Origin of the sequence: Peribacillus sp. FSL E2-0159 (assembly GCF_038643155.1) — a bacterium.
In the GTDB taxonomy this organism is placed as follows: domain Bacteria; phylum Bacillota; class Bacilli; order Bacillales; family DSM-1321; genus Peribacillus; species Peribacillus simplex.
Genome location: NZ_CP152053.1, coordinates 2,220,811 through 2,235,393 on the forward strand (window position 1 = coordinate 2,220,811; position 14,583 = coordinate 2,235,393).

General features: G+C 34.6%; 16 protein-coding genes and 2 pseudogenes. 15 read left to right on the plus strand and 3 right to left on the minus strand.

Features of this window, described 5'->3' with window-relative positions; translation table 11 throughout:
* Window positions 1–221: 221 nt before the first annotated feature.
* From NYE63_RS10955 to tatC, 9 genes and pseudogenes are all read left to right on the plus strand, one after another.
* Window positions 222–878 (plus strand): hypothetical protein, encoded by a 657-nt coding sequence (locus tag NYE63_RS10955; protein ID WP_342605141.1) that lies wholly within the window; start codon window positions 222–224, stop codon window positions 876–878.
* Between the two features lie 431 nt (window positions 879–1,309).
* Window positions 1,310–2,146 carry a DUF1835 domain-containing protein gene (locus NYE63_RS10960; protein WP_342605142.1) on the plus strand — a complete coding sequence of 279 codons (837 nt, stop codon included), beginning with the start codon at window positions 1,310–1,312 and terminating at the stop codon, window positions 2,144–2,146.
* Window positions 2,147–2,154: 8 nt separating this feature from the next.
* Window positions 2,155–2,538 (plus strand): annotated as a pseudogene (locus NYE63_RS10965) (cytochrome c biogenesis protein CcdA); the annotation flags it as partial.
* 304 nt (window positions 2,539–2,842) lie between these two features.
* On the plus strand, window positions 2,843–3,868 hold the full coding sequence (locus NYE63_RS10970; protein ID WP_342605143.1) for a multicopper oxidase domain-containing protein: 1,026 nt from the start codon (window positions 2,843–2,845) through the stop codon (window positions 3,866–3,868).
* Window positions 3,869–3,883: 15 nt separating this feature from the next.
* Window positions 3,884–5,053 (plus strand): ZIP family metal transporter, encoded by a 1,170-nt coding sequence (locus tag NYE63_RS10975; protein ID WP_342605144.1) that lies wholly within the window; start codon window positions 3,884–3,886, stop codon window positions 5,051–5,053.
* Between the two features lie 59 nt (window positions 5,054–5,112).
* Window positions 5,113–5,172: a twin-arginine translocase TatA/TatE family subunit gene (locus NYE63_RS10980; RefSeq protein WP_232522831.1), complete on the plus strand. Its 60-nt coding sequence runs from the start codon at window positions 5,113–5,115 to the stop codon at window positions 5,170–5,172.
* A gap of 133 nt (window positions 5,173–5,305) precedes the next feature.
* Window positions 5,306–5,530 carry a helix-turn-helix transcriptional regulator gene (locus tag NYE63_RS10985; protein WP_342605145.1) on the plus strand — a complete coding sequence of 75 codons (225 nt, stop codon included), beginning with the start codon at window positions 5,306–5,308 and terminating at the stop codon, window positions 5,528–5,530.
* A gap of 66 nt (window positions 5,531–5,596) precedes the next feature.
* Entirely contained in the window at window positions 5,597–5,785 is a 189-nt protein-coding gene (locus NYE63_RS10990) for a twin-arginine translocase TatA/TatE family subunit (RefSeq protein ID WP_063236300.1), read from the plus strand.
* A gap of 78 nt (window positions 5,786–5,863) precedes the next feature.
* Window positions 5,864–6,580: a twin-arginine translocase subunit TatC gene (gene tatC, locus NYE63_RS10995; protein WP_342605146.1), complete on the plus strand. Its 717-nt coding sequence runs from the start codon at window positions 5,864–5,866 to the stop codon at window positions 6,578–6,580.
* Window positions 6,581–7,002: 422 nt separating this feature from the next.
* Here the strand turns inward: tatC and NYE63_RS11000 are convergent.
* A pseudogene (locus NYE63_RS11000) lies at window positions 7,003–7,155 on the minus strand (chromate transporter); the annotation flags it as partial.
* Window positions 7,156–7,875: 720 nt separating this feature from the next.
* Between NYE63_RS11000 and NYE63_RS11005 the strand changes: the two are divergent.
* Together NYE63_RS11005 and NYE63_RS11010 are read left to right on the plus strand one after the other, a co-directional pair.
* Window positions 7,876–8,445 carry a copper resistance protein CopC gene (locus NYE63_RS11005; protein ID WP_342605147.1) on the plus strand — a complete coding sequence of 190 codons (570 nt, stop codon included), beginning with the start codon at window positions 7,876–7,878 and terminating at the stop codon, window positions 8,443–8,445.
* Entirely contained in the window at window positions 8,442–9,533 is a 1,092-nt protein-coding gene (locus tag NYE63_RS11010) for a CopD family protein (protein WP_342605148.1), read from the plus strand. Before NYE63_RS11005 ends, NYE63_RS11010 begins: the two co-directional genes overlap by 4 nt.
* 159 nt (window positions 9,534–9,692) lie before the next feature.
* Here NYE63_RS11010 and NYE63_RS11015 read toward each other — a convergent pair whose 3' ends face one another.
* Window positions 9,693–9,971: a hypothetical protein gene (locus NYE63_RS11015; RefSeq protein ID WP_255264142.1), complete on the minus strand. Its 279-nt coding sequence runs from the start codon at window positions 9,969–9,971 to the stop codon at window positions 9,693–9,695.
* 5 nt (window positions 9,972–9,976) lie between these two features.
* Window positions 9,977–10,924: an IS110 family transposase gene (locus tag NYE63_RS11020; protein ID WP_342602057.1), complete on the minus strand. Its 948-nt coding sequence runs from the start codon at window positions 10,922–10,924 to the stop codon at window positions 9,977–9,979.
* Window positions 10,925–11,339: 415 nt separating this feature from the next.
* Between NYE63_RS11020 and NYE63_RS11025 the strand changes: the two genes are divergently transcribed.
* The 4 genes from NYE63_RS11025 (at window position 11,340) to NYE63_RS11040 (ending at window position 14,435) form a co-directional block, all read left to right on the plus strand.
* The gene (locus tag NYE63_RS11025) at window positions 11,340–11,936 is read left to right on the plus strand and encodes an rRNA adenine N-6-methyltransferase family protein (protein WP_342605149.1); all 597 of its coding nucleotides are present in this window, start codon (window positions 11,340–11,342) and stop codon (window positions 11,934–11,936) included.
* Window positions 11,926–12,612: a response regulator transcription factor gene (locus NYE63_RS11030; protein WP_342605150.1), complete on the plus strand. Its 687-nt coding sequence runs from the start codon at window positions 11,926–11,928 to the stop codon at window positions 12,610–12,612. Before NYE63_RS11025 ends, NYE63_RS11030 begins: the two co-directional genes overlap by 11 nt.
* The gene (locus tag NYE63_RS11035) at window positions 12,609–13,697 is read left to right on the plus strand and encodes a HAMP domain-containing sensor histidine kinase (RefSeq protein ID WP_342605151.1); all 1,089 of its coding nucleotides are present in this window, start codon (window positions 12,609–12,611) and stop codon (window positions 13,695–13,697) included. The genes NYE63_RS11030 and NYE63_RS11035 overlap by 4 nt, the downstream gene beginning before the upstream one ends.
* A gap of 270 nt (window positions 13,698–13,967) precedes the next feature.
* The gene (locus NYE63_RS11040; protein WP_342605732.1) at window positions 13,968–14,435 is read left to right on the plus strand and encodes a VTT domain-containing protein; all 468 of its coding nucleotides are present in this window, start codon (window positions 13,968–13,970) and stop codon (window positions 14,433–14,435) included.
* Window positions 14,436–14,583 lie beyond the last annotated feature (148 nt).

Sequence of the window (14,583 nt, forward strand, 5' to 3'; positions counted from 1 at the left end):
CATACACTTTTTTCGATAAATCCCTATCCTTGAGGAGTAATGCCGAGCTTACATAGATAACGGTTAATGATATGACTATGAAATCCTAAGAATTCTAGAGCAATCGTGAGATTGTGTTTAGTTTATTGAGGGAGGTTAGTTTAATAAGCCAGCGAAAACAACGATTTCACGTGGTATTATAAAAAAATAAACTATTCGAACCTTTAAGAGAGGCGATTAAAATGAAGGTAGAAATAAGCTACTTCCCTCCTGAAAAAATAATAACTGTGCCGGAGGAAGAAGCCACTTATCCTTTTGAGATTAACGGTGAGTTCCAATATATCGTAGAGTTTTATACAGATACCCATGAAGAATTCTTTTGTAATTGGATGGATAGCCCAGATTATTACCCTATTTATTCACTTGCGGAAATCTATGATTTTCAACAAGCAGAGTACGAAGAGCTGTTTAAGATGCAAAATATAGAGTTTAATTATATGAAGGGGAGTCGTAAAGATACATTCTTTGTAAAGGCAATTATACGCAGCCCGCAGCAATTTAAAGAATATTATCCTTATTTGTACGGGAATGGAGGCATGTTGAACTTATCATTATGGTCCCTAAAACAGGATGTATTCAGACTAGAGGAAAGGGAATATGAGTCACCTTATCCTGTAAAAAAGACTAAAAATAACCGAACCAGACTAGTTAAATTAAAGTGGATAGCCAATACCCCGATAGCAACTTTAGCTGCAAGTTCCACTTTGTTTTGGGTAGGGTATGATGGTGATTATATTACCGCGTTCTCAAATGATGAACACTTTTCAACAATAGACTCTCTTCAAAAAATAATACCAGAAAAGGTAGAGCTGGTAACTGGTGATTATGAGTATGAGTAGTGTTCTCCCATTCCATAAACTTGTTGAACTAAAAGGTGCATTGGCTGAATATCGGAGCTGTCTTTAAGGCAGCTTTTTCTTATGGAACTATCGGGGCAGGTTAGTTGAATAAAGAGCTGTGTATAACTGAATGAATCCTATAAATCCATGTGTCATAAATACTACTCCTTTAGTTCAATAAGGGGTACCATCACATGCCTATCAAGCTAAACTAACTTTGTATCCCCATAACGAAAAAAAATTTTCATTTCTATGGTATTACTGGGCGTACAAAAGAAATAATTATCTTACGAAAATGTAATGTATATGTAATATGTAATTTCATATTCCTTTTTATATCACATATAATAAAGTCAGTAAGAGCAATTCATATATACTTGTTCTTTCGATATAAAAATAGCTATATTAAGTCAGTAAGGAGATATTGAAATATGAATGTTATACATATTAGCTTTGGAGATTCTGCGTGTGGAAATTTAAAAAGTGCTTTTCATAAAAGTAAGGAACACCAAAACGAACAAATCATTTGTATTAACAAGGACTTTTCTATAGGCCCTATTTATAAATTAGAGTCAAATAAAGGGATGCAAGAAAGAAAACAATGGCTGAAAGAAGTGTTAACAAAAACAGGCCCAGCCTCAGAAAGAGATTATTTGGATTGGATTGAAACAACCCTTAAAAAAAATTCACAAATTGCAACAGAAGTTCCAACTGATAGTAAAGTGATTTTATGGCACGGTGGTAATGTATCTGATGAAATCGGTTTGAGATTTGTAGCATTTTTACTCCAAAATAAAAATATTCAATTTGAAGAAGTGAATGTTACAGAGTACAGTCGCCATATAGAATACAAGGTGCGTGATTTACAGAACCAATATATTCCACATGTGATAAGAAGTTTAGGGGAAATGCCGCCAGAACTGGTTCAAGATGCTCTTCAAATGAAAAAAAACATGTCCCATCTAACAATTGAAAGTTTGATAAATGATTGGGAAAAATGGTCTCAAACGAAAGATGTATTGAGAATATTATTAAATGGAAAAATAGTAGCTGTATCTGAAGATTATTATGATGCATCTATTTTAGAAAATACATCAAAGGAATATCAAAAAGCATCTCGTATCGTTGGGGAAGTAATGGGAGAAAGTGATCAATGTATAGGGGATACGTATTTAGCTTTTCGAGTATACCAATTAATTCAACAAGGAAAGTTAAGTTACCAAGGTGATTTAGGTTTTTTAGGGAAATTTGAGATTCGATTACCTTAATAAATATAAACTTTCTAATGAAAGATAAAAGAATTCAATTCAAAAGAAGTCCATCTGGTTTTCTTGGTACAATTTTAATTGGAATGGGATTCGCAGCTGGCTGGACACCTTGTACAGGGCCAATTTTAGCATCTGTTATAGCTATGGGAATGACAAAGCCGAGTGCTGGGCTATTTTATATGCTCTGGTACATTATTGGATTTTCAATTCCTTTCTTACTCTTAACCTTTTTTATCGGAAAAATTAAATGGATTAACAAGTATAGTGAGCGAATAATGAAAATAGGTGGTTACATAATGATTGTAATGGGGGTTTTCCTGTATTTTAATTGGATGACCAAAATTATATCATTCCTCACTAACTATCTCTTTGGTGGATTCACTGGGTTTTAATAGATTGTTAATCATCCGTTGGAATAATATACAAAAAAGCACAGTCATTTGGCTGTGCTTTTTGTTTTAGAACGGCTTATTATCGAAACAAATCTGTTAGTCAGGGTGTACTCTAAATGAACAACTTATAAATAGAGTTGGTCCATGAATTACTCATGCGCGTCTCGCAAATCCGTAAGTGCGTGTCATCGCATACGAAGCATTTTGCAAAAAAAGAGTTGACATAAAACTTGCACCTGACTTAAAGTATAGCTAATACAACAAAAAGTTTCCTTAAGGAAACTTTTTGGGAGGGGGTCAAGTAATGTCTGATGAGAAAAAGGTTTCCCGTAGAGATATTTTAAAGATGGGGACTGCTGGAGCTTTTGGGATAGCTGGATCTTATTACTTAAATAAAATGGCGCAATTTCCAAATGTGGCTCAAGCATCCAGTGATTCGTCTCACAAAACTAGCAATCATTCCAATCATGCTAATCATGCAAATATGAGTGATAAAACAAAAACCACAGGTTATAAAATGGCAGAACGGCTCCTTACTGACTTTGATTATGGAGAAGTCACCAAGTTGCCAAACGGGCAAATACTCCGGGAATATAAAGTCGTGGCAATTGATAAAGAAATCGAAATTGCCAAAGGAATTAAATTTCCAGGCTGGACTTATAACGGGACTATTCCAGGACCAACATTTCGTTGTACGGAAGGGGACCTTTTGCGGTTTCACTTTATTAATAAAGGCAGCCATCCCCACTCTATTCATTTTCACGGAATCCATCCTCCAGAGATGGACGGTTTAACTTCCATTTATCCTGGACAAAAATTCACGTACGAATTTGAAGCGAATCCATACGGATTACAAATTTACCATTGCCATGTACTACCCCTAGCTCGCCATATCCATAAAGGCTTATACGGTAATTTTATTATTGATCCAAAGAAACCAAGAGAGCCGGCATTAGAGTTAAACATGGTTATGAATGGATTTGACTTGGATTTAGACGGCGAAAACGAGTTTTACACGGTGAATGGCTATGCCAACGCATTTATGAATCACCCTATTAAAATCAAAAAGGATCAACTCGTTCGGATCTATCTAAGTAATTTAACAGAATTCGACTTATTAAATTCGTTTCACTTGCATGCGAATTACTTTACGTACTATCCAACCGGCAGAAACGATAACCCCTCTCAATTTACAGATACCATCATGCAATGTCAGGGAGAACGTGGAATTATTGAAGTTCGGTTTCCATACAAGGGATCATATATGTTTCATGCCCATGTAAGTGAATTCGCTGAGTTAGGCTGGATGGGATTCTTTGAGGTCGAGTAAAAAAGGAGGGATAATATGAAGGGCAAATGGCTAATTACTGGTTTAATACCGTTAGTATTACTTATAGGAGTGTTGGGATGGGTGCTAAAGAATGGAGCGGGTATAGAAAAAGATCCTGCAGCACCGATAGAAGTCTTGAACATTGAACGCATCAAGGTAACTAAAATCGGTTTCGAATTATCTGTTAGTAATACGGGACCCAAACCCTTAACGATTTCTCAAGTTATGGTCAATGATTCGGTGTGGAATTACAGTGTCTCTGCTCAAGCAAAACTTGAACGATTTGAAGAAGGAAAGGTGACCATCACTTACCCATGGGTGGAAGGTGATCCACATACAATTAAATTAATCACAGAAAATGGGATTATCACGGAAGGTGAAGTTGCAGCTGCCACGCTCACTCCAGAAACCAACTGGAGCAACTTTTTGAATTACGGCTTAATCGGCTTTTACGTTGGGATTGTCCCGATCACATTGGGGTTGTTGTGGTATCCATTTATGAAACGTTTCTCACGAAAATCTATTAATGGGATTCTTGCTCTTACCGTTGGGCTCCTTTTATTCTTATTTGTTGGGACTTTGGCTGATGGATTTGAAATTGGTGCAGAAGCACCATCTGTCTTTCAGGGGAATATGGTTGTCATTATTGGGGCATCCTTAACCTTCTTATTATTGATCGGTTTTGATCAGTATCAACAAAGAAAACAAGAAAAGAAAGGATATTCTCCTTTTGGTCTAGCTTTGTTGATGGCTACCGGAATAGGACTTCATAACTTTGGGGAAGGTTTGGCAATTGGTTCTTCCTTTGCCCTAGGTGAAGCTGCTTTAGGAACCTTTTTAATCATCGGCTTTACCCTTCACAATATTACGGAAGGGATTGGAATCGCTGCTCCTTTATTAAAGACCACACCTCGATTTAGAGACTTTCTATTACTGGGAGTTATCGCAGGTGCACCCGCCATTGTAGGTACTTGGGTTGGCGGATTTATCTTCTCGCCAATTTGGGGTGCTGTATTTCTAGGTATAGGAGCAGGGGCAATTCTTCAAGTAATTTATGTAATAACGAAAATGCTGATAGACGATCATAAAAAACATGCGGAACCATCGGTCTCATGGTTAAATTTAACTGGCTTTACCATTGGATTATTAATTATGTACTTCACGGCATTTTTTGTTAAATATTAAGGAGGGATTTCGAGGTTAGGATCTGGAAGTGCATTCCTTATTAGATTTAAGCCTTAATCTTGTTTGGACCCATAAAAATTCCCGAACTTGGTAGAGGTGAGGGTTCAACATTGAATTAAAAACTCCACCCAAGGTCTTATTGAAGTGGAAAAGAAAGATAAAGAAAAGTAATAAGAGAAAGATTCTGTAGACCCATAAAACATTTTATTTTTAACCAACGCTGCTAAAACTAATTAAAAGGGAGCGTCATTGGTGATAAAACTTGGTAAAAAAAGAAGTAATTTTGGTAGATGGGTGGATAAACAAAAAGACATAAATAAATTAGAGTTAGAAAGAGCATCAAATTTAAGTAGAATGACGATCTCAAAATTATGTAGTGATCCGGACTATCGACCGAGATTTTCAACTGTAATTAAAATTAATCAGGGACTAAAAAAACTTGGTAAGAATATGGATTTAAACGATTTTTTTTACTGAAGTTATTCAAAAAATGATCATAAGTCTAAAAGGAATTACAAAATTTAATTACTTGGGGGAAATATTATGCTTCAAAATATAGGTATACCAGGATTGATACTAGTTTTAATCATCGCCCTTATTATTTTCGGCCCTTCTAAGTTACCGGAAATCGGAAGAGCATTTGGATCAACATTAAGAGAATTTAAAAAGTCTACTAGAGAGCTTGTAACAGATGACACGAATATAGAAACATCTAATAAGAAGAATAACTAGATAAGTAAATTAAGAGGAGATGTAATTTCTGTCTTACATCTTCCTTTTCATGGAGTGATTATGTTGGAAGGTCAAAACATGAACGTAGTTCAGCACATTGAGGAGTTACGCAAATCAATTATCATTACTTTAGTTGCCTTTCTACTGTTTTTAGCTCTGGCATTTATATATGTCCAAGATATTTATCATGTGATAGTCGAAGATTTACCATTTAAACTTGCTGTGTTAGGACCGAGTGATATCTTATTCGTTTATTTAATGATTGCCAGCGTCGTTGCCATTACAGTTACTATTCCAGTTGCTGCGCACCAAGCTTGGCTGTTTGTGCGTCCAGCATTAACACCAAAAGAACGCAAAGTTACAATCGCTTATATTCCAGCACTATTTATTCTATTCGTATTAGGAATTAGCTTTGGTTACTATATTTTATTTCCTCTTGTACTAAAATTTTTAATGTCACTATCAAACGACATGTTTACTACTTTCTTTACAACGGAGAAATATTTCCGATTTTTGCTTCATATGACTTTGCCGTTTGGATTTCTGTTTGAACTGCCCGTTGTTATAATGTTCTTAACAAGTTTAGGAATTATAAATCCATACCGTCTACAAAAAATGAGGAAATATGCATACTTCATTTTAATCGTCGTTTCAATTTTGATTACACCGCCAGATTTCCTATCAGATATCGTTGTGATCATACCTTTATTACTCTTATATGAAAGCAGTATCAGCTTATCTAAATTTGTATATAAACGACAGCACAAGGATAAAGAAGGTAACAAAGAAGCTTAAACATCTGTTATTATGCTAGCCTTATTCTACTAAAGTACCCTTGAACAAGGTAAATTAAAAAAGTCGATTCTTTTAACTTACAGGAAATCGGCTTTTTTAGGTTAAAATCTGCTTAGCGTACAAAACAATGTTGGTGCAACCCCTAAAAGTAGAAATTAATGAAATGGATTATCCTTATAATACTTGAACGGTGTTATTTAAGTTATGAGTTCAAATTAAACCTTTACTATATTAAGCAGTTGCGTTTTCTTTGTCCTCTATAAGTTGTTTAGATACTGAGATTGTTTCAAAATCAGACTTACTATTTAGATCAGTCAAGATAATTTCACCGTCTAGTATGTCATAAGAGTACCAACTCATAAAATTGTAGCAATAATAGTTGAATAATCACTGAGGTAGATAATGCAGATCAAAGAAAACGGTCACAAATTATTATAGGAGGTTATAGGGAATCCTCCAATGGCGCCTGTTAAAACAATAATCCAAGGTGGTAACTTCCAAAAGACTAGCATACTAAACAATATAGCAGCAAAAGCAAAGTCAATTGGAGCTAAGATAGAACTGGTCCAAATAGGCTGCTTTGGTGTAAAAGGAGTTCAGAATATCAGAGCAAGGGATTGCGGTAATAATACTGTCGAAGATGCTGTGATACTCGATAATTCTACTCTGGAATTAAAAGATGCACATGACATTTCTACTAAGCAAATGTTTTTATAAAGGCAGCAGTTAAAACTAATAATAAATGCCTCTAAAAATACTATTATTCTTTATTCTTTCATCACATTTGACCAGTAAAATCATTTATTGTGGATGGTAGGGCTCTTAAAGATTTGCATGTTGATGGTGTAGAGTCAGAAGTGAAGAGATTACTTTAGGGTAATGATGTTAATGGAAAGCAAGAACAACGGACACAATCAATCTAATAAAAGGAGTTCGAAACTTGAATTTTTGGTACTGGCGATCCTGATTCTAGATGAAGGCAAGTTTGAAATAGGGAAGTCAGGTAGTGGCGAAGGTATAAGAATACCTGGTGCCATCTGTTATGCAGAATCAAAAATACCTTTCAAGAAGATGGGGAATACTACCTTCCTACTCATATAACATCTCCTGGATTACATATCAAGCCATACAAGCGATTTATAATAGGAGATATTTCGGAAGAGGAGATCATTTAAAGATAGTAAAGAATCTGTTTTTCATTTTGAATAGCTATTTTTTATAGATAACCACAAAGAATATATAATCGTTTTAATCACTAGATGAAATTGTTGATGAAAATAAGGAGGTCATTGATTTTGAAAAAGTCATTATATATTTTATTCTTTATACTGTTCACTTTCTCTTCTTCAGTATCAGCACATACTGGGTTAGAGAATTCTTCTCCATCAAATGGAGACACGATAACAGAAGAAATTCAAGAGATCACGATGGAATTTGAAACGGAATTGGAGACTGGCAGTTCCTTCTCCTTACTGAATGACGGTGAAAAGGAAATCCCGGTTTCAGATATTCAAATTGATGGAAATAAATTGACTGGTACGTCTGATGATCCGTTAGAAAACGGAAAGTATACAGTGATATGGAATATCATCGGGGAAGATGGACACATCATTGATGGGGAGTATGGATTTACTGTGGCGAAAGCGAATGCAAATAAGGAGAGTACCAAGTCACCAACAGAGATGGAGGAAGATAAATCTCCAACAATAGAAGAACCAGAAAAGAACCCAGAACAATCGCCAGCTGTAAATACCGCAGAAGAAGAAACCCAGTCGAACACTAATTTCATTGCGATATTTGTAGGACTGTTCTTTTTAGTTGTGATCATCGTAACTGTTTGGTTGATGAGAAAAGGGAAAAAATGATCTATGCACTATATCTGACTGAAACATTATTATATGGATGTTTTTCTTTACTGATGGGAACGTTTATCATGCAATTGATTCCATCAAGCAAGAAGCCATCTATTCATATTCATAAGCGATGGCTTCAATTCTCCATATTAGGTATTATACTTTTCTCTTTAATGCCTGTTGTTAACTTGATCTTTATGCTTTATAAAGACACAGGTTTTTCTTTAAGAGTACAGGATGTATTTTTAAGTTTTAAAGTTGGGAAAGCGTGGATCATTACCTTCATTATTTCGGTTTTCTTTTATTTGTTTGTTTCCATCTTTCCTGTTTTAAAGAATAAAGGATATTCGATGATTTCCATTGTGTTTCTCATTTTTCTTATTTTTACCATTGGATGGGCCAGCCACCCTGCGTCCTTAACCGCGTGGACAGGTTTTGTTTATCATTCTATCCATTATACGGCCGTGAGTGTATGGGTGGGAATACTGATACTGGTCAGCTGGTTTTCAAAAAATCACGAGAATTGGTTAGCGTTCTTAAAATGGTTTACACCAACAGCCATCATTTGTCTTGGGCTGACGATCCTATCGGGATTTATGATAATGACAATCATCGTGGAGGCAAAGGATTATGCAAATGCATGGATGCTGAACTACGGACAAGCCTTATTAATTAAGCATGTAATCGTTCTTCCTATATTGATATTTGCTTTCATTAATGGTTTTTGGATTAAAAAGCACCTACAACAAGGGTCGTCCTTTAACCCAAGGACATGGACAAAGGCAGAGAGTATTTTGTTATTGTTAATTTTTACAGTTACAGCCTTTCTTGGGCAGCAAGAGCCACCAAATGAGATTGAAATGATGGTGAAAGATAGTGGGATTTCCCCCCTGTTTCATTTTATCTATGGAACTATACCACCATCGCTGCCAGTTCATTTCGAGCTTAATTTCCTGAACCTATCTTTTTCTTGTTTATCGGCCGTTTTCTTAATCCTTGTTTTATGGTCATTTATCAAAAAGATCCCAGCTGCTTCATTATTTTTGAGCTTATTTCTTATTATTTCCATATATTTGTCGCTTATGTTCAGTATCCAATAAAGAATGAAGATGGACGATGAGGATGGATTTATCTATTGTAGGTTGCTGAGGCAACCTATTTGTATGAAAACATATTCGTGAAAGGCCATACTAAAATAAGCCCACCATATTCTAATTTTTTTGAAGGACGTAAATGTACTATGTCGTTATTTTAACTGGTTATGCAGTTTGTTGTTCAGATGGAGCGATTGTATAGCCTTTCTTTTTTAGGTATTCGATCATTTTTAATTCTTTGTTCATTTGTTTTTCTTCAAGGTAATTTGAGCCTAGTTCTTGATAGGGTTCCCCTGTTTTTAAGATGTTGTAAGCAATCGTTAATAGTAAATGAGCAGAAGCGATTCGTCCCTTCATTTTTCCCTGCCGTTTGGTAATCCTTTTTCGATGTGAAGCAATTCGATTATTTTGCCTTGATGTCGCTAGTACACACTCTACAGCCATCGTTTTTAAAGCTTTGTTACCTTGTGTGGTTTTACTCGTTTTTTTTTACCAGCACTTTCGTAATTTCCGGGACTCACACCAGCCCAAGAGGCAAGGTGTTTAGCTGACTTAAATACGGACATATCAACGCCCATCTCTGCAATAAAAGTAGCTGCGGCAGCTTTGTTCACACCAGGTATTCCATCCAATAATTCTACTTCTTTACGATAGGGGGACAGGAGTTGATCGATTTGTTTTTCCAATTCTTCTATGGCTTTTTCTAAATAACTCATATGCTCCCAATGGTAACGCAACATATCACGATGATGACGGCGAATACGACCATTAATTGCACTGGCAATGTCAGTAATACTTGCTTTTGTTCGCCAATCCACCATTTTTCGAAGACCATCGGTCTCTATTTTTTCACCGTTTAGAATCGCTTCAAGGATACGGCGTCCCGATACACCAAAAATGTCTGATAGTACGGATGTTAGCTTGATATTAGCATCTTGAAGAATTTTGTGAATGCGATTCTGCTCTGAGGTGCGATGATGAATCAATTTTTTTCGATAACGAGTAAGATCTCGTAAATCACGAATATCCTCCGGTGGAACAAAATTGCTTTCAATAAGTCCGCATCTTAGAAGCTTGGCAAGCCATTCGGCATCTTTCACATCAGTTTTACGCCCTGGAACATTTTTGACATGTCTGGCATTGGCAAGAACAAGGTGAAAAGAATCTTCGAGTATATTCCATATTGGTTTCCAGTAGACTCCAGTACTTTCCATCACAACATCGGATACCCGAAGGGTAGTTAACCAATCACTTAAAGCCAAGAGTCCTGTTGTTGTAGTTGAAAAAGTTTCAATAGAGGTATTTGGCTTTTTATCTAATGGACCAAATAATACACAGGCTACTACTGTTTCTTGGTGTACATCTAGGCCAGCACACCGTTCAATCATTGCTTCCATAGGAGAATCACCTCAATAAAAGATTAACAATACATATGACAGGAGATTTGTTACAAAAATTTTTGTATACGTACTTGTAGTACACTAAATGGTTCTTCAATACTGTCACAACCAGTTTCTTATACAGGGTATCTTCCTTAAGATCCACCAAAAAAGGTTCAGCCTGGTTGTATTGTTATCATCCATTATCGTCAAGGAGTTAAAGGGTTAGACTCTATTTTGAGTTTAGATTTTCGTAGTAGATGGTGGCGGCGAGAATCGCCGCCATAGAAGTTTCTTATGGAACTAAAGGGGTAGGTTAGTGAAATAAGATATACTTGTAAAACTTAAGAATTCTTAAGGTTTTTGTCGAGTTTTTCTTCAGGTTTGTTTTTTATGATTTGATTATAAATCACAAACCTAGAGGAGTAAGTACATGAAAAAAATTGATTTTTCTTTTATATATCAATACATTGTCAATCCTAAAACTGTCGGAGCAATCCTACCTAGTTCAAGATACCTTAGCAATAAAATGATAAAAGAAATTAACTTTAAGGATGCAAAATACATTGTGGAATATGGCCCGGGTACTGGAGTGTTTACAGAAAAGATCCTTGCACTAAGAAACCAAAGTACAATTGTTGTTTTAATTGAAAACAATAGGGAATTCTATTATTTACTGAAAAAAAAATTCTGGAATGAAAAGAACTTTATTCTTATACATGGTTCAGCTGAACATGTTCAACACTATTTAAATGAATATAAAATTCCTTATGCAGACTATATTATTTCTGGTTTGCCGTTTGCGAGTTTACCTCACAATGTATCAAACAAGATATTATCAAGCACTTTAAACGTATTAAAAACAGGTGGGGAGTTTGTAACATTCCAATACACCAAGGTTAAAATACCATTATTGAAAAAGTACTTTTCAAAAATCACTTTAAAAAGAGAATATAGAAATATCCCTCCAGCTTATATTCTTAGGTGTGAACCACGAGAAAAAAACAAGGAGACATTAGATGCAATCTAACATACTTATAATTGATGATGATAAAGAGATAAGGAACCTTATTGGAATTTATTTAGAAAATGAAGGTATGGTAACGGAAAAATTTGAAGACGCTATTGAAGCCATGAAATTTCTACAAAAAAATGAAGTTGATTTGATCATTTTAGACATTATGCTGCCTAAAATGGATGGAATACAAACTTGTATGAAAATTAGAGAAGAAAGAAACATGCCTATTATTATGCTTTCGGCAAAGTCTGAAGATATGGATAAAATACAAGGTCTTATGTCAGGAGCTGATGATTATTTATCAAAACCCTTTAATCCTTTGGAATTAATCGCCAGAGTAAAGTCTCAACTAAGAAGAACGAATAAATATAATACTGATTTAAGCGCTAGTAAAAATGTTATTGAAATAGGAGAACTAAAAATAAATGTGGATACGAGACAAGTTTATGTGCAAAACCAAGAGGTTAGGCTGACTCCTAAGGAATTTGACATTTTAGAGTTGCTTGCACGAAACAAAGGGATTGTACTTAGCGTACAAAAGATATATGAAGTGGTCTGGAAAGAGGAATTTCTAAAATCGGATAATAATGTGATGGTCCATATTACAAAAATAAGGGATAAAATTGAACAGGACCCTAAACGACCCATATATGTCAAAACAGTTTGGGGGGTAGGCTATAAAATATGAAGATTGTTAAGTTTCCAAATAAATTATCCTTTCAATTACTTGGTGCAATTACACTCAGTCTACTTGTAGCTATACTCATTTTTATTCCTTTTGCGCGTTTTATAGGCTACTTTTTGGAAAATAAGTCCCCTAATAATCTTAGTATATCTGTATATTACTCATTAGCCATCTTCATTTTTTTATTTTCAATTTTAACGTTTATAGGAACCTTTATAATTTTAATAAGAAAAAAATTAGGTTATCTTAAATTGATCTCACTAAGTATTCAAAATATCGCAAATGGAGAAATGGGGCTAATAATTGATTTGAAAGGTAAAAATGAATTGACTCAGCTTGCGGATAACATAAATTACATGTCTAAAGAGTTACATGACAAATTTGAAAAAGAGAGACAATTAGAGCAAGAAAAGAACGAACTCATCACTAATGTATCTCATGATTTACGGACACCATTAACCTCCATTATTGGTTATTTAGATCTGTTAAAAAGGAAACAATACACAAACCAAAAGCAGTTACAGGAATACTTAGAAATAACATACCAAAAATCACATAGACTTAAATTATTAATTGATGAGTTATTTGAATATACTCGACTATCCAATCAGGAATTTAAGTTAAATAAAACTGTTGTTGATATTCGAGATTTAATAGAGCAAGTAGTAGGTGAATATATTCCCATTTTAGAGAGAGAACAGTTAAGCATTAATAAATCAATCGAAGATACAAATATTCCAGTATTAATGGACGTAGAGAGGTTGGTTCGGGTATTCGACAATCTTATTAGTAACGCCATAAAATATAGTGATAAACCTTCAGAAGTATATATTAGCCTTCACAAGGAAGAAAAATCCGCCTGTTTTGAAATCTTGAATAAAGTGGAAAATCCTCCGAGTCATGACATAAACAAGGTATTTGATCGTTTTTTTATGGGGGATAAAGCAAGAATGGGTAATAACGGGGCTGGACTGGGACTTTCCATATCCAAAAGAATCGTTGAATTACATGATGGGATAATATCTGCCGACTACAAAGATCACACGATTGTCTTTAAAGTGGAATTACCTTTATGTTTTAACATTTAATACAGTATCATCTTAAGAAATCTTAATATTTTTATGAAGTGTTTCTTTATTATTTTCTCTTACAATTACCCTAGTTAACATTTAGGGGAGTGAGGAAAACTGAAAATAAAATATGCTATTATTGCCATTTGGCTATTATCCTTTTTTGCTTTAGCATACTTTGATTTATTACCAACTGATATAAATACAATTAAACACTTTTTTTCTGAAAATCAAAAATATGCACTGGTTATATTTATTGGATTATGGATACTTCGATTATTATTTCTTATACCTGGGACACCTTTAATGATTCTTGGTGGGGTATACTTCGGTCCAATAGAAGGGGCAATATTATCTACAATTGGATTAGTAATGAGTGCAACCCTGATATATTTCTTTTCAAGTAAAGTTTCTGAAAAAAAAGTAAAAAACTTCATGGATAATAGGCATAAAGATTTAAGCATTCTTATAAAAACTTATAATTATAAGATTCTGGGTTTGGGAATGATTTGTCCGATAGTTCCAGCAGACGTGTTATGTTTCTTATCGGTTGCTAATGGAATTAAATATTCTACTTACATTTTAACTATAGTAATTGCAAATGCACCTTTGAGACTTTTATATAGTTATATTGGTGTTAGTTTTACAAAATCTACTGTTGGGTTAATTTTAACTTTTGTATCAATAGCATTGATATTTAAAGTATCGATAAAAATGTGGAACACTTTAAAAAAACCAATACAGGCCTACCATTAAAATAAAAACTAATTTCTAAACAGTTGCTCTATAGGCAGCTGTTTTCTTGTTACTAACGGAGGAGCTTCACTGTAATATTTGAGCTGAAAATAATCAAGCTTGTGAATTAATGTACTTAAACTAACGGGTGCGTTAGCTGAAGATCGGA